The 17,281-nt window shown below is 59.9% G+C and carries 15 protein-coding genes; 6 read left to right on the forward strand and 9 right to left on the reverse strand.

Features of this window, described 5'->3' with window-relative positions; translation table 11 throughout:
• Positions 1–133: 133 nt before the first annotated feature.
• On the forward strand, positions 134–1,120 hold the full coding sequence (locus DHV10_RS05730) for an MBL fold metallo-hydrolase (protein ID WP_109485295.1): 987 nt from the start codon (positions 134–136) through the stop codon (positions 1,118–1,120).
• An 83-nt stretch (positions 1,121–1,203) separates the two neighbouring features.
• Here DHV10_RS05730 and DHV10_RS05735 read toward each other — a convergent pair whose 3' ends face one another.
• From DHV10_RS05735 to DHV10_RS05755, 4 genes are all read right to left on the reverse strand, one after another.
• Positions 1,204–2,118, reverse strand: a complete 915-nt coding sequence (locus DHV10_RS05735) for a hypothetical protein (protein WP_109485296.1) — start codon at positions 2,116–2,118, stop codon at positions 1,204–1,206.
• 524 nt (positions 2,119–2,642) lie between these two features.
• The gene (gene plsX / locus DHV10_RS05745) at positions 2,643–3,698 is read right to left on the reverse strand and encodes a phosphate acyltransferase PlsX (protein WP_109485298.1); all 1,056 of its coding nucleotides are present in this window, start codon (positions 3,696–3,698) and stop codon (positions 2,643–2,645) included.
• Positions 3,699–3,831: 133 nt separating this feature from the next.
• Positions 3,832–4,020, reverse strand: a complete 189-nt coding sequence (rpmF, locus tag DHV10_RS05750) for a 50S ribosomal protein L32 (RefSeq protein ID WP_109485299.1) — start codon at positions 4,018–4,020, stop codon at positions 3,832–3,834.
• 103 nt (positions 4,021–4,123) lie between these two features.
• The gene (locus DHV10_RS05755) at positions 4,124–4,744 is read right to left on the reverse strand and encodes a YceD family protein (protein ID WP_239461300.1); all 621 of its coding nucleotides are present in this window, start codon (positions 4,742–4,744) and stop codon (positions 4,124–4,126) included.
• Between the two features lie 92 nt (positions 4,745–4,836).
• On the opposite strand from DHV10_RS05755, the gene DHV10_RS05760 reads away from it, so the two are divergent.
• Complete coding sequence (locus DHV10_RS05760; protein ID WP_109485300.1) at positions 4,837–5,319, forward strand: DinB family protein; 483 nt, start codon at positions 4,837–4,839, stop codon at positions 5,317–5,319.
• 61 nt (positions 5,320–5,380) lie between these two features.
• Here DHV10_RS05760 and DHV10_RS05765 read toward each other — a convergent pair whose 3' ends face one another.
• Positions 5,381–7,063, reverse strand: a complete 1,683-nt coding sequence (locus tag DHV10_RS05765; RefSeq protein ID WP_109485301.1) for a UbiD family decarboxylase — start codon at positions 7,061–7,063, stop codon at positions 5,381–5,383.
• Positions 7,064–7,334: 271 nt separating this feature from the next.
• On the opposite strand from DHV10_RS05765, the gene DHV10_RS05770 reads away from it, so the two are divergent.
• From DHV10_RS05770 to DHV10_RS05780, 3 genes are all read left to right on the forward strand, one after another.
• Entirely contained in the window at positions 7,335–8,477 is a 1,143-nt protein-coding gene (locus tag DHV10_RS05770; RefSeq protein ID WP_109485302.1) for a S53 family peptidase, read from the forward strand.
• A gap of 328 nt (positions 8,478–8,805) precedes the next feature.
• On the forward strand, positions 8,806–10,137 hold the full coding sequence (xylA, locus tag DHV10_RS05775) for a xylose isomerase (RefSeq protein ID WP_109485303.1): 1,332 nt from the start codon (positions 8,806–8,808) through the stop codon (positions 10,135–10,137).
• Positions 10,138–10,319: 182 nt separating this feature from the next.
• Positions 10,320–11,831, forward strand: a complete 1,512-nt coding sequence (locus tag DHV10_RS05780; protein WP_204101333.1) for a GH39 family glycosyl hydrolase — start codon at positions 10,320–10,322, stop codon at positions 11,829–11,831.
• Positions 11,832–11,913: 82 nt separating this feature from the next.
• Here DHV10_RS05780 and DHV10_RS05785 read toward each other — a convergent pair whose 3' ends face one another.
• From DHV10_RS05785 to DHV10_RS26910, 3 genes are all read right to left on the reverse strand, one after another.
• Positions 11,914–12,447: a hypothetical protein gene (locus DHV10_RS05785; protein WP_162601227.1), complete on the reverse strand. Its 534-nt coding sequence runs from the start codon at positions 12,445–12,447 to the stop codon at positions 11,914–11,916.
• A 406-nt stretch (positions 12,448–12,853) separates the two neighbouring features.
• On the reverse strand, positions 12,854–14,551 hold the full coding sequence (locus DHV10_RS05790) for a M1 family metallopeptidase (RefSeq protein WP_109485305.1): 1,698 nt from the start codon (positions 14,549–14,551) through the stop codon (positions 12,854–12,856).
• 286 nt (positions 14,552–14,837) lie between these two features.
• Positions 14,838–15,035, reverse strand: a complete 198-nt coding sequence (locus DHV10_RS26910) for a hypothetical protein (protein ID WP_162601228.1) — start codon at positions 15,033–15,035, stop codon at positions 14,838–14,840.
• 167 nt (positions 15,036–15,202) lie between these two features.
• Here DHV10_RS26910 and DHV10_RS05800 point away from each other — a divergent pair, with 167 nt between their 5' ends.
• Positions 15,203–15,919 carry an alanine--tRNA ligase gene (locus DHV10_RS05800; protein WP_109485306.1) on the forward strand — a complete coding sequence of 239 codons (717 nt, stop codon included), beginning with the start codon at positions 15,203–15,205 and terminating at the stop codon, positions 15,917–15,919.
• Position 15,920: 1 nt separating this feature from the next.
• Here the strand turns inward: DHV10_RS05800 and DHV10_RS05805 are convergent, their stop codons facing one another.
• Positions 15,921–17,279, reverse strand: a complete 1,359-nt coding sequence (locus tag DHV10_RS05805; RefSeq protein ID WP_109485307.1) for a sensor histidine kinase — start codon at positions 17,277–17,279, stop codon at positions 15,921–15,923.
• Between the last annotated feature and the right edge of the window lie 2 nt (positions 17,280–17,281).

Raw genomic sequence — 17,281 nt, forward strand, 5'->3', positions numbered from 1 at the left:
CAGCTGCCAGTTTCCAGTCGATCATTTCTTGGTAGAAAGAGTGCGTCACTCCTGCATGTTTGTTCATCTCTTCCTTACGCCCGGTTCGCTCGGACACCACTGGCAACTGGAGACTGGCAACTGAAAACTTTTCATGAGCTACTACTCTGGCCCCATCACCGACCACTTCGACGGCAAGCGCTTCTACCACCCCGGTCTTCCCCCAACAGACAAGAGCCCCTTCGACATCCTTCGCTGGCAGCTCTTCGGCAAGCACCCGAAATACCCCGACACGATCCCGTCGCGCAGCGGAATCAAACCCGATCCGCACGTCGCAACCCTCCGCATCACCCACATCGGCCACGCCTCGCTTCTCATTCAGACCGCCGGCATCAACCTCCTCGTCGACCCAGTCTGGTCAGATCGCGTCAGCCCGTTCAAAGCCTTCGGACCACGCCGTCGCAATCCGCCCGCAGTCGCTCTCGCTGATCTCCCGCCTATTCACGCCGTGCTCATCACGCACAACCACTACGACCATATGGACACTGCCTCCATCGCCGCGATCCACGCGCAGCACAAGCCCGTCCTGATCTCCCCATTCGGCAACGACACCCTCATTCACAAAGACGCACCGCACATCCCCGTCCAGACCGGCGACTGGTGGCAGTCCTTCCCCCTCTCACCAGACGTCCGCGTCACCATCGTTCCCGCCTATCACTGGTCCGCGCGCAAGTTTGCCGATCGCCGTCAGGCACTCTGGTGCGGCTTCGTCCTCGACACGCCCTCAGGCCGCATCTACTGTGCCGGCGACACCGCATGGCGCGACGGCAAAATCTTCCCCGATATCCGCAGCCGCTGCGGCGAACCGTTCGTCGCGCTGCTCCCGATCGGCGCCTACGAACCGCGCTGGTTCATGGATACCCAGCACACCAACCCCGCAGAAGCCGTCCGGATCGCAACCGAAATCTGCGCTCAACATCTCCTCGGCATTCACTGGGGCACCTTTCAACTCACCGACGAGCCCTGGGATGAACCACCGCGTCTCCTCGAAGATGCCCTTCGGCAGCACCAGGGCACACCAATCCACGCTCAGGCTCTTCGCCCCGGCGATGTCTGGGATGGACCAAACCCCAGAAAATAGATCAGGCCGGCAGATCGCAGCATCTCTCGATGCAACCGACCCATCCTGCCTGCTCTCAACCCTGAATGAGCGAATCGAGCGAATCAATGACTGTATGCGCTAATCGCTCCCGTCACAAAACCATGCTGCGCCCCGGCTTGATCGATGTACACACCAGCCACTTGTCCAAACACGCTGATTCCGGCGGGAATAGTTGATCTCGCATTCTTCACGTCGATCACCTTCAACGTTCCGTCAGGCTGTCTCACAAAGCCGTGCAGATCAGACGCCGCGTCAGAGAAAGATCCGGCGACCTGTCCACGGTCGTTGATCGCTATGCCAGATGTATCCACCGCCCCTGGGCCGTCGAAGGTTGTGAACGTGCCGTCCGGGTTGCGGATGAACCCATGCCTGAACTGGTTTGCGTCCGTATAGGTACCCGAAATCTGGCCCATCGTGTTGATGGAAGCGGGCGCCGTACCGATCGCCCCCGGCACATCGAAGCTCTCGATCGTTCCATCCGCGTGTAGCACATACCCATGCTGCTGAAAATTGAAATCGCGATAGGAACCTGTGCTTCTACCCCACGCGTTGATCCCGAGAGCAATCGTCCCGCCCCCGAAAACCAATGGCCCCGCATCGAACGTCCCGATGCTGCCGTTGCCATGCCGAATGAACCCGTGTATGCTCTGCCCTTGGTCCTCGTAGGATCCAACCACTTCACCGGTAAGACTGATGTCCTGTGGAAATGTCAGGACCTGTCCCGGCACACTGAACGTCGTCATCTGGCCCAACGGGTTGCGCACGAACCCGATTTCAAAATATAGCTGACCGACCTGCTGCCCGTAGTACCCGGTGATCTGACCCCAGGCGTTCACACCCGTTGGCACAGTTATGTTCGATCCCGGAGCTCCAAATGACGACATGCTCCCATTGGGATTGCGTATGAAACCGCGTACGCTTCCAGATGTCAGGTCTCCGTAGTATCCCACCACCTGGCCGAATTGCGAGATCCCCACAGGAGTCGTTCCCAATCCATTCGGATAATCGAACGTTGTGATTTTTTGAGCGGTCGCACAGTAGGTTGTGAGCGATAGGGCGAAACAGGCACACGAGGACAAGGCAGAAATGGGGGAAAATTTCATGAAATTGACTCTCTCGATGGTGGATTTTCGGGAGTCTCAACAGAAGCAGAGTGGTCGCGCGCGATGCTTCGGCACGAGAACTGCCCGGAATGCAAGCTGAGCTTAACGCTGCACTGCTCTCACGTCAATTGATCTTCAGCAGAATCGTTCGCAAAAGCACCTGAGTTGGATACATCGTCTCGCTGCGCCCGCTCGGCAATCAGCACGGTTATCCCATCCACTACCGGATACCTTCGCGCGCAGCCGACGCAAACCGCCGAGGCCTCGGAGAATTCCAGCGCTTTTAAACAGACGGGACATACCAGATCTTCGATCCAGCCGCCCAGCTCACTCGCTATCCTCGTCTCACTCATCACTCACGGATACTTTCACTGAGCTGCTAATTCGTTAGCCGCTGATCAATGAATCGTGGCGTCCGGTCCCGCTTCCTCGCCATGCCCATTGCGCTTCGGCGGCCGCTTCAGGAACTCCTGCTCGATCCGCTCATTGGTCCCTGCCTGGGCAAACTCATATGCCACGCGAATCCCATTGAAGATCGCCCGATCGTTCGATGACCCGTGCCCAATCACGCAAACGCCGCGCACGCCCAGTAGCTGCGCACCGCCGTATTCGCGATAATCCAGCCGCCGACGAAAATCATTGAACGCCTGCCGCGATAGCAGCGCTCCCACCTTCGCCGTCACGGTACGTGTCAGCGATTCGCGCAGCGCATCGCGCACAAACCGCCCCACGCCCTCGCTCGTCTTCAGCGCCACATTCCCCACAAACCCGTCGCACACAATCACGTCGGCGAGCCCGCTGAAGATATCGCGCCCTTCCACATTTCCAATGAACTTGATCGGCAGCGCCTTCAGGAGCGGAAACGCCTCCCGAGTCAGGTCGTTGCCCTTCGTCTCTTCCTCGCCGATCGACAGCAGGCCCACCCGCGGCTGCTGAATCTTCAGCACGCTGCGCGCATACATCTCGCCCATTACCGCGAACTGCTCCAGGTTATGCGCTTTGCAATCGACATTCGCCCCCACATCCAGCAGTACACAAGCATTGCCGCTGGCGCTCGGCATCGGAGTAGCCAGCGCCGGCCGGTCCACTCCCGGCAGCGCTCCCAGCACCATCTTCGCCGTAGCCATCGCCGCGCCCGTGTTGCCCGCGGTCACGAACCCCTTCGCCTTGCCCTCGCGCACCAGCTTCAGCCCTACGCGCATCGAGCTGTCCTTCTTCGTGCGAACCGCGTGCGCAGCCTTCTCCTCCATGCCGATCCTCTCCGACGCATGGTGGATCACAATGGGCAAATCTTCGTTTTCAAGATGCTCGTCCAGCAGATCGCGAAGCTCAGACGACGGCCCCACCAGGTGCACCCGCACCGGGAGCTCTCGCGCTGCCATGATTGCGCCCTTGATCTCGGGCTCAGGAGCCTTATCGGAACCGACTGCGTCTAGAACGATGTCACAAAGCATGCTGCGTCACCGTGGCGGCCAGGTTATAAATCGGGAAACTGCCTGAAATACAGACGGGGCCGTTCACGACGACCCCGTCTTCGACCACTTTGCATAATGGCATATTCGAGCGCGCTATGCAGACTGTCTAGGTTTACTTCGCGGCTTCCTTCGTATCGATCACCGCACGGCCCTTGTACTCTCCGCACTTGGGGCAGGCGCGATGGGGAAGCTTCTTCTCATGGCAGTTCGGGCACTCCGAAACGCCTGTCTGAGTCAGAAAGTCGTGGGCACGGCGGTTGGCACTGCGGCGCGATGAGTGGCGCCTTTTCGGATTCGGCATGATGCAATTCCTTTCAAACTCTCGGCTGCCGGCTCAATGACCGCAAAGTCCTGGTGCTCTCCTGCCAAACCGGAAGGCTGAGAGCTGACGGCTGACAGCTGTCTCATTGTTTTGTGGACTTTATCCTGCTGCGCAACCCTGAAAGCGCCTCCCATCGAGGATCCGTCTGACCCTCCTCGCAGGAGCATTCCTGGTTATTGCGATTCTGGCCGCAGCGCGGGCAAAGTCCTTTGCAGTCATCCTTGCACAGAGTCCTGACCGGCAGTGTCAAAAGCACCTGCTCGCGCAGCACATCCTCAAGCAAAAGACTGTCCTTTTGATAATAACCGATTTCGGTCTCCACTGCCGTTATCGACCGCTCCGAAGCCCCCGCATCCGCCCCAATCGGCCTGAAGATCAGGTCGAACTCCCCGTTAAGCGGAACATCAACAGGCTCAACACATCGGGCGCACGGCACCTGGAACTTGCCCGCAAACTTCCCCCTCAGCCGGATGTCCGCAACAATCTCGCGCGGCCCCCGGTGCTCGTGGATGACCTCCGCCCGTCCCGAGGTCTCCAGGTTCCCTTCCTGCTCCGCTTCCTCGCCGAAATTGATGTGTCCCGCAGGCATCGCGAGGTCGAACTCGATCGGCTCCTTCTCGAGCTCACTTACCTTGAATTCCATATCGTTCAGCCTATTGCTGCCCACCCGGCCCGTCAACGCGTTGAAAACTCCCATACTCATTAGACGCCGCAACGCGCGCCAATCATTCAAAACTCAGTGCGGGTGCCCCCGGTCTCGATTTTGAGACCGGGGTTCTCTGCTACCCTCCACCCATGCTCCCCCTCATCGACGAACTCCTCCGCCACAAATGGTGGGCAAATTCCCAAATCCTCCACTCCGTCGAACAGCACCCACCCGCGGCAGAAGACCCGGAGCTTCACAAGCTCCTCCACCACATTCTCGTCTCCAACCGCTACTGGCTTCTTCTCACGCTCGGCCAGCCGTTCGTTGACGAACAGGAGAAGCACATACCCGAGTCCCAGGCCGCACTTACCTCGCAGTTCGACCGCACCGAACTGCTTGAGCTCGATTGGCTCTCCCGCGCCACTTCAGACGAACTCGACCGGCAACTACAGCCCCGAGCCCTCCCGGGTATCGCCATCTCCGTAGCTCAAGCGATGATGCAAACCGTGCTTCACAGTCAAGGCCATCGCTCGCAGTGTGCAACGCGCCTTCGCGCTCTCGGCGGCACACCCGCCCCGACAGACTTCGTCCTCTGGGTCCGGGAGCAGAAAGCCTCGGCCGATTCGATCTGAGCTGTAGAACACTCAATGAAATCTCCCGTGCCACTGCTCTGAAAAGAACCGAAGAAAAGTCCTACAGCCCGAGCGAAGCCCAGATCTCGTCCACCCGCGCCTTCGTCTCCCTATCCATCTCAATCATCGCTGGCCAGGGCCTCGTGAACCCCTCCGCTTTCCACTTCCGCGTCGCATCGATCCCCATCTTCGATCCGTAGTTCGGCATCCGCGACGCATGATCCAGCGAATCCACCGGCCCCAGCGTGAACTGAATGTCCCGCTCCGGGTCGATATTATTCGCAACCCTCAGCACCACCTCGCCCACGTCCTGCACATCGCAATCCTCATCGACAACGACAATGCACTTGGTAAACATCGCCTGCCCCAGCGACCAGATCGCGTTCATCACCTTCCTGGCCTGCCCTGGATAGCTCTTCCGAATCGACACCAGCATGAGGTTATGAAACACACCCTCCACAGGCAGATTGATGTCCACGATCTCCGGAATCGTCAAGCGCATCGCCGGCAAAAAGATCCGCTCCACCGCCTTGCCCATCCACGCATCTTCCATCGGCGGCTTGCCTACAATCGTCGCCGCATAAATCGGATCCTTGCGATGCGTGATGCACGTCAGGTGAAACACCGGGTAGTCCTCTGCCATCGTGTAGAAGCCCGTATGGTCGCCGAATGGCCCTTCGCTCCGCATCTCGCTCAGCTCGACGTATCCCTCAAGCACGATCTCCGCGCTCGCCGGAACCTCCAGATCCACCGTCTCGCACTTCACAATCTCGACCGGCTTCCCCCTCAGGAAGCCCGCGATCATGAACTCCTCAACCTCTGGCGGCGCCGGTACAATCGCCGAGAACGTCAGCGCCGGCTCCGTCCCAATCGCTACGGCTACCTCCAGCCTCGATCCTTTGAGCTTTCCCAACGCCACCTGCGGAATTCCCCCGACCTGCCCATCCGGAATCGTCACCGAACCACCGGCCGACTCCGCCATCGCCGCAACACTCGCCGCCCGCGGGTCTCCGGTCGTCGCAGCCTGCGCCTGCGCCCGCAGCGCATTCCTGAAGTGCTCCGCCGCCACCTTCTGCCGCTGCCAGTGCATCCCCGTCGTCTGTCCGTCGAACACCTGCATCCGGTACATGCCGATATTCCGCTTCCCATTGCGCGGGTCGCGAGTATGAACACACGGCAGCGTGATGAACCGCCCCCCATCATGCGGCCAGCACTTCAATATCGGAAACGCATTCAGGTCGAACCCCTCGCGCAGCACCACTTCCTTGCAGGGCGCGTCCTTTGCATTCACCGTCTTCGGAAACACATTCCCCAGCTCCGCCAGTTGCGGCAGCATCTTCAACTTGTCCAGGAAACCGCCTCCCGGCGCCTTCACGTTCATCAACCCGGTGATGCGCTCCGCAATCTCATCCAGCCGCTCCACACCGAGCGCCATCGCCATCCGCCGCTCGCTGCCGAACTGGTTCATCAAAACCTTATGCCCCGGAAACCCCTTCACCTTCTCAAACAGCAACGCCGGCCCACCGGCCGCATACTTCCACTGCTTACGGTTGTCATCCTGAGCGGAGCCTTTGCGAAGCGAAGGCGCAGTCGAAGGATCTGCAGTTCGTGCCTTCCCTATTTTGCTGACCCTATCCGTAATCTCCGTGATCTCCAGCTCAGGCGACACCTCCGCACTGATCCTCTTTAGTTCGCCGCTCTTCTCGAGTGCCCTGATCCAGTCCCGTAGATCTTCGTATGCCACCGTCTTCTCCCGCTAACTCGCTAACTTGCTTGGCGCTTCCTCAAGCCGTAGATCGGTCTTCCTTCATGGGTGAGGAAGCGCCGCTAACTTGCTAAGAGGCTAAGAACCACGCCGCCCTGAACCGCCCCGCGCTAGTATCCCCAGACCATACTAAGCCTTGCTCGGTGCATGACTTTCGTGCCGCCAAAACCTCACCTCATACCACCACGCAAACCCCTCCGCATCTAACCCCGCAGGAAAGCGCCAATCTCAACCAAAGGACCCTCCCCCAATGCCCAACACTCCGCGCGTTCCCTGCCATCCATACTTCAAACTCCGCCGCCTCGTCCCCCACATCCAGATCGGCCCGCTCGCCCCCGCACCCTGGAACGTTCCAAACCTCTGCTCCGCCTACAAATGGCCCACCGGCCTCGCCGGCGGCGGCGTCATCGCCATAGTCGAACTCGGCGGCGGCTGGGTCATGTCCGACATGGACGCCTACTTCAAATCCATCAACCAGCCCGTCCCCAGCATCACCGATGTCTCCGTCGACGGCACCCAAAACACCCCCAATCAGAACACCGGCTCCAACAGCGACGCCGACGTCGAAGTCGCCCTCGACATCCAGGTCGCCGCTGCAGCCTATTACGCCTCCACCGGACAGCCCGCCACCATCCGCATGTACTGGGCGAAAGACATCGCTCCCGCCGTCCAGAAAGCCGCACAGGACGGATGCGACGTCTGCTCCATCTCCTGGGGCGCCGACGAAAACACCTGGGGCACGCAGGCGGCCGACGAAATGGAATCCGCCGCAGCCACCGCAACCGACCTCGGCATGATCGTCTTCGCCGCATCCGGCGACAACAACTCCAGCGACGGCGGCAACACACCCGCCAACGTCGATTGCCCTTCCTCCTGCCCGCACGTCATCGGCTGCGGCGGAACCTACAAAACCTCCAGCACCGAGACAGTCTGGAACGACAGCCCCGGCCAGACCAATGGCGAAGGCACCGGCGGCGGATACTCCACGATCTTCCCCACGCAGACCTTCCAGATCGGAATCCCCAAACCTCCCGCGGGCTCGCCCTACGGCAAAGGACGCATGGTCCCCGACGTCGCTGCAGACGCCGACCCCAACACCGGCTACAACGTAACCGTCCACGGCTCCAGCACCGTCGTCGGTGGCACCAGCGCCGTTGCCCCGCTCTACGCCGGCCTCTTCGCCGCCTTCGGAAAGAAACTCGGCTTCGTTACACCCACGCTCTACAAAAACCCATCCGCATTCGCCGACATCACCTCTGGCAGCAACGGTTACTACAACGCCGGTCCCGGACCCGACCCCTGCACCGGCCTCGGCTCCCCCATCGGCAACAAACTCGCTTCCCTCTTCATCCCCGCTTCCGGCCACAACCCCAACGACCAGATCGCCTCATAACCGTGCAAGCTGTGCCCCATCCAATCGGCGCTTTCTGCCGGATGGGTTGGAAATGCCTACCCAGCCAACGCAGCCCCGCTAACTTGCTAACTGGCTATCGGCGCAAAGCGCCGCTAACTCGTAAAAGATCAAAAATAGAGCCTGACTCACGTCCGACGGCTCCAGGTCCAAACTCCCCACACCTCCGTCCCAGTGTGTTACAAATAACTGTCCCAGGATCACGGGCAAGAACGGCTCTAAAAAATCGCTTTACTCTCCCGGTCCAAACCGGCTCTGAAAGCTCGATTTTCAATCCGCACCGCCCATCCCTGAGAGCCAGGAGATTTCCATGCCCGACACCATCTTCAGTTCCTTCAAGACCGTCGCCTACGAGGGCCCGGCCTCTGAAAATCCGCTGTCCTACCGTTGGTACGACCCCGATCGCGTCGTCAACGGCAAGCCTCTCAAAGACCATCTCCGCTTCGCCGTTGCCTACTGGCACTCGCTCAACATGCAGGGCAGTGACCCGTTCGGCGGACCCACCATTCCGCGCCCCTGGTTCAACGCCGGCGACCCGATTGCGCAAGCGAAAGCCAAGGCCAACGCCGCATTCGAACTCTTCCGCGTCCTCGACTTCCCGTTCTTCTGCTGGCACGACGCCGACATCGCCCCGCCCGCGGACACCCTAGCTGAGACCCTCAAAAACTTCCACACAATGGTCGACTACCTCGAAGAGAAGATGCGCAGCTACTCCACGCGCCTCCTCTGGGGAACAGCCAACCTCTTTTCGCATCCGCGCTTCATGGCCGGAGCCTCCACCAATCCCGACCCCGAAGTCTTCGCATGGTGCGCCGCCACCGTGAAGAATTGCCTCGACGCCACCAAGCGCCTCGGCGGCTCCAACTACGTCCTCTGGGGCGGACGCGAAGGCTACGAAACCCTGCTCAACACCGACATGAAGCAGGAACTCGAGCAGATGGGCCGCTTCCTCACTATGGTCGTTGAATACAAACACAAAATCGGCTTCAAGGGCCAGATCCTCGTCGAGCCCAAGCCCAAAGAGCCCACCGCGCACCAGTACGACTTCGATGTCGCCACCGTCTACTCGTTCCTCAAGCGCTTCAACCTCGAGAACGAAGTAAAGCTCAACATCGAAGCCAATCACGCCCTGCTCGCCGGCCACACCTTCGAACACGAAATCGCCACCGCGGCCTCACTCAACGCGCTCGGCTCGCTCGACATTAATCGCGGCGATCCACTTCTCGGTTGGGACACCGACCAATTCCCCAACGATCTCTGGTCGATGACCATCAGCATGATTCACGTCATCAAGGCCGGCGGACTCAACCCCGGCGGCTGCAACTTCGACGCCAAGGTACGCCGTCAGAGCTTCACACCTGAGGACCTCATTCACGCCCACGTCGGTGGCGCCGATCTTTGCGCCCGCGCCTTCCTCACCGCGGCCAAAATCATCGAAGATGGTCGGCTCGACAAGATCGTCTCCGACCGCTACGCCGGGTGGAAGTCCTCCGACGCACAGGCAATCTTCAGCGGCAAAAAGTCTCTCGATGAACTCGAGAAGTGGGCGCTCGACAAGAACATCAACCCGCAACCCCGCTCCGGCCGCCAGGAGGAAATCGAAAACCTCCTCGTCCGCCAGATCTACTCCGACAAAATCTAGTTCAAGCCCAGCAACAACAACGGCCACTCTCACGTAGAGTGGCCGTTCCTTTTTCCGAACATCGGTCCCGTCATTTCTACCGGGCCTTCGCGCAGCGAAGGCGAACCTGAGATTCCGCAGTTGCTTTTCATCCACTCGCGACGACCCTTGCAAAGCATCTAAGTACCTCGAACCTACCCCCCGTGAAGTACCCTCGCACACACACCGCTTTTCTCCTTCTACCGCTCCTTCTCGTCAGTTGCGGTGCCCCGCCCTCCACCTCCAGCTCAAAAGACCTCACCATTCACTGGAACATCCCCGCCGTTATCAATTGCACCACCCCAACCCTTCAGGTCGTCGTCAACCCGCACCTTCGCCCTGGCGATCCTCTCGGCATCGCAGCCTTCAATGCAATTCACACTCTCGCCCCCGACTACGTCCGCTTCCAGGCTTGGATCCCTTACCCCAAACTCGCAGTCGCCGAACTTCAGCCCCCAACTCCGCAATCAACATCGTGGGACTTCTCTCTTATCGATCCCATCCTCGCCAACTTCCTCTCAGCCACCGCCGGCCACCCCACCGTGATGGACTTCAGCACCATCCCGCAATGGATGTTTGTCACCGACGCACCCATCTCCTATCCCGCCGATCCCAATCAGCCCACATGGGACTACGAACAAGGCACACAACTCCGCGACCCAACTCTGACAGAACTGTCCGACTACTACCGCCGCCTCGCCTCCTGGTACGTTAGCGGCGGCTTCACCGACGAGAACGGCCTCTGGCACGACTCGGGCCATCATTACAAGTTCCCCATCTGGGAAGTCCTCAACGAGCCAGATCTCGAGCACAGCACAACGGCCGAAGAGTACACGCGCCGCTACGATGCCATCGTCGACGCCGTCCGCTCCGTCTCTCCGGACACGAAATTCATGGGCCTCTCCCTCGGCCTGCCCGCCGATGAATCCGACTTCATCCGCTATTTCCTCGATCCCTCGAACCACCTGCCCGGCATACCCATCGACTACATCTCCTATCACTTCTACACAGTCCCCGCATTGGACGAGACCCCTGATACCTGGCAGTACACGCTCTTTCAGCAAGCCGATGACTACCTCGCGACCGTCCGCTCCGTAGAAGCCATTCGCCGTCGCCTTTCGCCGCGTACGCTCACGGACATCGATGAGTTCGGCGCTATTCTCCCCACCGACGCGCCTCCCGGCATCGGCCCGGCGCCACCGCCCATCTGGTGGAACACCTCGGCCGCTGTCCACGCCTACATGTACCTGCAGCTCGCGCGCATGCAGATTCCTATCCTTGGCGAAGCGCAACTGATCGGTTTCCCTTCCCAGTACCCGACACTGACCATGATCGACTGGGCCACCAATCAGCCCAACGCGCGCTTCTGGGCCCTCAGCTTGTTAAAGAATTCCTTCCATCCCGGCGATCGCATGGTGCAGACCGCCGCGGCATCCTCACTCGCTTCGAATATCGAAGCGCAAGCCTACCTCGCCCCAGGTGGGCGCAGACTCCTGCTCATCAATAAGCGGAACAGGCCAGTCGACGTCGCCATCCCGAACGCTGCGTCCGCAACTGCTCTTGCAGTCGACGCGCAATCCGCCGAGTCTCCCGCCCGTGCAGTAACCCTGAACAACGGCTCACTCACACTTCAGCCCTTCGCCGTTGCGGTCGTGATCTGGCAAGGCGGCGGATGATCGCCCGCAAACGAGCGCGAGCCATCCCCCAGCCGTCTCTCTCCCGCATTGTCTCCAGATGAAAGGTCCTGGGCCGGTCGCCCTAGTACTTCGAACCGTTCTTCCCGAACCGGTACGTTTCGCCGAACGTGATGCCTCTCGGATTCAACGTATGGGTCTGTCCGGAAAGAGAGCTGTAGAAGCCGGTGAAGTAGTCATAGTCATACTCCACGCGGGTCCAGAAACGCCCCCCGGTGTGGTACTCAAATCCGCCCCCGAGGGTCCACGTATTTGAGGATTCGTGCGACTTTCCGCTGCCATTTCCCGGATGCGTCAGGCTTCCGATACCCGCCTCAGCCTTGATCAACGGCTGAAACCTGCCGAAATAATCCGAGATCCAGACCAGGCCGCCGCTGCCTTCGTAGTACTTGAAGTTCTGTGCGAGTTGGTTGCCGCCCCAGATCATCGAACGGCCCTCCGCAATCACGCTGAAGTCATGCCAGATCGTCACTGTTCCCGATACGGTGGGTCCCCATCGATTGATATCTCCACGCCCCCAGTCACCCGACCAGTAATCCGCGCCGACGTTGATCGAGCCCGATAGAGGCGAATGATACGTGCTGGCCGCAGGTGCCACTTGTGCTTCACATGATAGGGAAACGACGCAGAGGGACAACGCAATAAGCAGTCTGGTAAGCATGTTTACATCTCCTGCCTGAAACTTTGGTTTTTGGAAGGCCTCCCAACCTTGCATGGGATGGATCCCACTACTCCCAGTTCTCACACCTGGGATCGGATCGATCTGTCACTGCGGCCCGCAACAACAGCCCGGACCAAGTGCAGATCAGATAGGGACTTATTCTACACGCGGCTCCTTCAGTCCGGTCGAGATCTTCGATCTCCATGGGAACGCAGCCGGCCGGGATGCCGGGTATCCAGAGCTATGATGCCGCGAACAGCCCCGGCACCCGCTGTGCAGGATGACCATCTTGATTCCAACCGTGCATCGGTGCGGACCCAAAGTCGGCCCATGGCTCTGCCCTCTACTGCTTGTTCAATTCCACGTAGTAGTGGTCGAGATCCGCTTCGAACTCACCTTTGGTTAGAGTCGTCTTCATCGACTGCCATCGGGTAGTCGGACGAATCGTCTGCCAGTCGCCTCTGGTCCCTACCCGCACCGGCATGGCAAAATCCTGCTCTTCCGCATCCCACTTGTACATCACCACTCCCGGCGCCTCCCCGAACAGCACCTCCAGCCGCGGAACTGCTGCCCGACGCAGGTACTGGTTGAAAATTGGCGTCAGGTTCATGCCCGAGTGCTCATTGAAGTACGCGATCACGTCTTCCGTCATGATGTTCTTGTATTTGAACTGCTGATATACCCCGCGTATCAGCGCCCACCACTTCGCATCATCGTTCACCACGCTGCGAATCGTGTTCAGCATCAGTGCGCCCTTGAAATACTGGTCCTCCGTCGGGTCGGCATTCACTCCCCTCTCCCCCACAATCGGCCGCAGATTGTGAACCTTCGGCCGATACCCGCTCAAGTACTTCAGCGCATCTTCTTTACCCCACCGATACTCGACATACAGGCTTTCCAGATACGTCGTCCAGCCCTCGTGAATCCACATGTCCGCGTGATCAGCCGCGCTCACGGCATTGCCAAACCACTCGTGCCCGCTCTCGTGAATGATGATGAAATCAAATCGCGGACTGATCCCCACCCCGGTCCAGTCCCGCCCCATATATCCGTTCTTGAAAAGATTGCCGTACGTCACCGCGCTCTGGTGCTCCATTCCTGAGTAAGGCGCCTCCACCAGCTTGTACCCATCCTTCGCAAACGGATAAGGCCCGAAATAATGCTGGTAGGCCTCGATCATTCCCTTCGCCTGCGCAAACTGCGGCTTCGACCGCTCCAGATCCTCCGGCAACACGTAAAAGTCCAGCGGCAGCTCGCCAAGCTTCTCCGAATAGTGCTCATACTTGCCGATGTTGAGCGACACGTCGTAGTTATTGATCGGATAGCTCACGTGCCAGTCCCAGCGCGTGTAGCCGTCGCCCAGGTCGGTCTTCCCTGCGAAGTGCCCGTTCGAGATATCCGTCAGACCATTCGGGATCGCAACGCTGATATCCATGCTCTCCACTTCATCCCGCCACTGATCCTTGTTCGGCCACCAGATGCTCGCACCGGTCTCCTCGCATGCCGTGTTGATCCAAGTCCGCCCCGCCGGATCCTTCTTGAACGTAATTCCGCCGAACCGCCCCGTCTCCCTCGGATGACCCGAATAGTAGAAGTCAATCGCATACACCTGGCCCGCCCGCAGCGTCCGCGGAAAATCGACGAACACCGCTCCGGTGTCCCGCTCAAACTTCAGCGGCTCTTCCCCGAGCAGAATTTTGTCGATCCTCAGCGCTTCATCCAGATCGAGTTGAATGCGCGTTCCATCCTGCAGCATCCGAAACCGGATCGTATTCTTGCCCGAGATACTCCTCTCGTCAGGATCGACCCTGATGTCCAGGTGGTAGTACAGCAGATCGTTGTTTGCGCGATACGGCCCATAGCTCCCGCGCAGCATGTCAAAACGCGTCGGCACAGCTGCGCCCGCATCGTTCGCTCTGATATGCGCCTTCGCCTCTTCGTCCGATTTCTTTTGTGTGGATTGTTGCCCGGCCGATGTCTGGGACCAGAGAATCGCGCATGCCAGGCTCATATGCAATGCAAAACGAAGTACAAGGCGCATGCCGGTATCCTAGCCTACCAACTTACCTGAGCCGCGCCCCACACCTTCATCGAACTAAACTGGTGTTCGATCGCCCGTTGCATCTCGGAGAACAACAGTGTCTGATCTTGACCGTCTCTACTACTCGGATCCATTCCTGCAGAGCTTCACTGCGTCTGTCACCGCTCTCCGGGAACTCCCACAAGCCGGGTCCAACCCCGTTTGGCAGGTCGCCCTCGATCGCTCCGCTTTCTACCCCACGAGCGGTGGCCAGCCCTTCGACACGGGCACGCTTACCGCCACCTTCTCAACCGGGGCAATACACGAAATCCCGGTCGAGCAGGTTGAAGAAGACGAGTCCGGCGCTGTCTGGCACTTCATCAACGAGCCGCTCGCAACGCAAACTCCAATCAAAGGCCACATCGACTGGACGCGCCGCTTCGACCACATGCAGCAGCACACCGGCCAGCATCTGCTCTCCGCCGTCTTCGTACGCGAACTCCACGCCCCACCGTCTCCTTCCATCTCGGCGCCGACACATCCACCATCGACCTCGCCATCCCCTCCATCGCGCACCACTCCCTCGAACGCGTCGAACGTATTGCCAACGAGATCATCGGCGAAGATCGCCCGGTCACCATTTCCTATGCATCCCGCCAGGAAGCCGAAGCCATGCTCGCTTCCGGCGAACTCCGCAAGCTGCCCGACCGCGAAGGAGCCATCCGCGTCATCGACATCGCCGATCTTGATCGCAACGCATGCGGAGGAACTCACGTCCGCGCCACCGGCCAGATCGGTGGCCTTCTTATCCGCCGCACCGAAAAGGTCAGCCGCGGCCTGCGCATCGAGTTCGTCTGCGGTCTCCGCGCCGTTCGTGCCGCTCGCGCCGACTCCGCAATTCTTACCGAGACCGCAGGCCTGCTCTCCTCCGGCGCTCCCGATCTGCCCAGCCTCGTCAAACAAATGCTCGCCGACAGCAAGGCCGCTGCAAAAGAACGCCAGAGACTTCGCGAAGAACTCGCTGCCTACCAGGCCGCCGAAGTCGTGAAAGATGCCATGTTCGAAAACGGCCTGCGCCTCATCATTCGCGGCTGGAAAGACCGTGATCGCGATTTCGTCAAGCTTCTCGCATCCCGCGCTGCCGCCTCCGCGCCCTCGACAGCCGTCTTCTTCCGCGCCGAAGACACCGAACCCATCCGCGTCTTTCTCGCCCGCAGCCCTGATCTGAAATTCAATTGCGGCTTGATCCTCAAGGAAGCGCTCGCCGCTCTCGGCCTTCGCGGCGGAGGCTCACCCGATCTCGCCCAGGGCGAAGTTCCCGCAGTAAGCGAGTCCGCCCTGCGCACCGCCGTCCTGGACGCGATTCATCGCTCGCTCGCAGCAAAATAAATTACCCAACCGGAAACCGCATCTCGATCGTCAATCCACCGCCTGCGCGATTCGAAGCCCTCACATCTCCCTTGTGCAGCTTCAGCGACCGCTCCGCAATCGCCAGCCCCACGCCGAACCCGCCCTTCTGCTGCGGGCTCCGCGCCTGGTCGACCTTGTAGAACGGCCTGAAGATCGACTCGATCTCCGGCTCTGGAATTCCCGGCCCGTGATCACTCACCTGCACACTCGCCAGCTTGCGCGATCCATCCTGAACCGCTGCCGTCCGAATTTCAACAGCAGTTCCCTCTTGGGTAAATCGAATCGCGTTGCGAACCACGTTCTCCACCGCGCGATAGATCAGTTCCCTGCGCCCCACAATCTCCAGTTCTTCTCCGCGCTCAAGAGTTACCGAGCAGTTCCTCTGGTGAGCCTCGTAATTCGCATCCGCGACAATCTCCTCCACCAGGCCGTTCAGCGCGATACGCTCGAATCCGACCTCCTCTTCGTTTGCCTCCAGCGACGACAAGGTCAGCAGCTGCCCGATCAGCTGATTCAGTCGTTCTGTCTCTCTCTGGATCCGATCCAGATGCGTCGTCATCGTCGAATCCGCATCATCGCGCGCCAGCTCTAGCGCCACACTCGCCCGCGCCAGTGGCGACCTCAGCTCATGCGAAACATCGCGCAGCAGCATCTTCTGTGCGTTCACCAGCGATTCCAGCCGCTCCGCCATGTGATTGAAGTCGTGCGCCAGTGCATCGAACTCATCCGCATGAAGTGCAGAAGCCTTGCGGCTCTCCTTCGCGCGCGCACTCAACCGCCCGCTCGCGAGCTGCCGCGCCGCCTCGCGCAGATTCACGAGCGGCCGCGTGAAAATCATTACCAGCACAAACGTCGTCAGCCCGCCCACCGCCACTGCCACCAGCAACTGCGGAAACGCGAAGTGCGCCAGGTCCCCGTACCACGTGTGCCGCTCGCGATGAACAGAAACCAGAAACCGAAACTGCTGCCCCTTCGCCGACACCACCGGCAGCGTCCACACCGTGTCCTGTCCCAGCTGTCTTCCATAGATCTCCGTGGTCGAAGGCACCTGGTCGCGAACGGAAAGCGACCCATCGCCGCACACGGTACTCCCATTTGCATCCACCAGCGCGAAAGATCCCCTGTGCTGCTGTACAAACGAGTCGAAGCCCACACATCCATTCCCATCGAATGCGTGCACCGCCTCTGCGGCCTCAGCACGCAAGCTCGAAAATGCCGGATCGAGCATCGACGCCGGCCGCGGAAACCGCCGCGCGAGAATCAGCGCCGTCGTAATGATGAAGATCAGCGTCTGCGCAATCCAGAAGATGATGAATATCTTGAAGAACAGGCTGCGCATCC

This window comes from Occallatibacter savannae (assembly GCF_003131205.1).
Taxonomy (GTDB): Bacteria; Acidobacteriota; Terriglobia; order Terriglobales; family Acidobacteriaceae; genus Telmatobacter; species Telmatobacter savannae.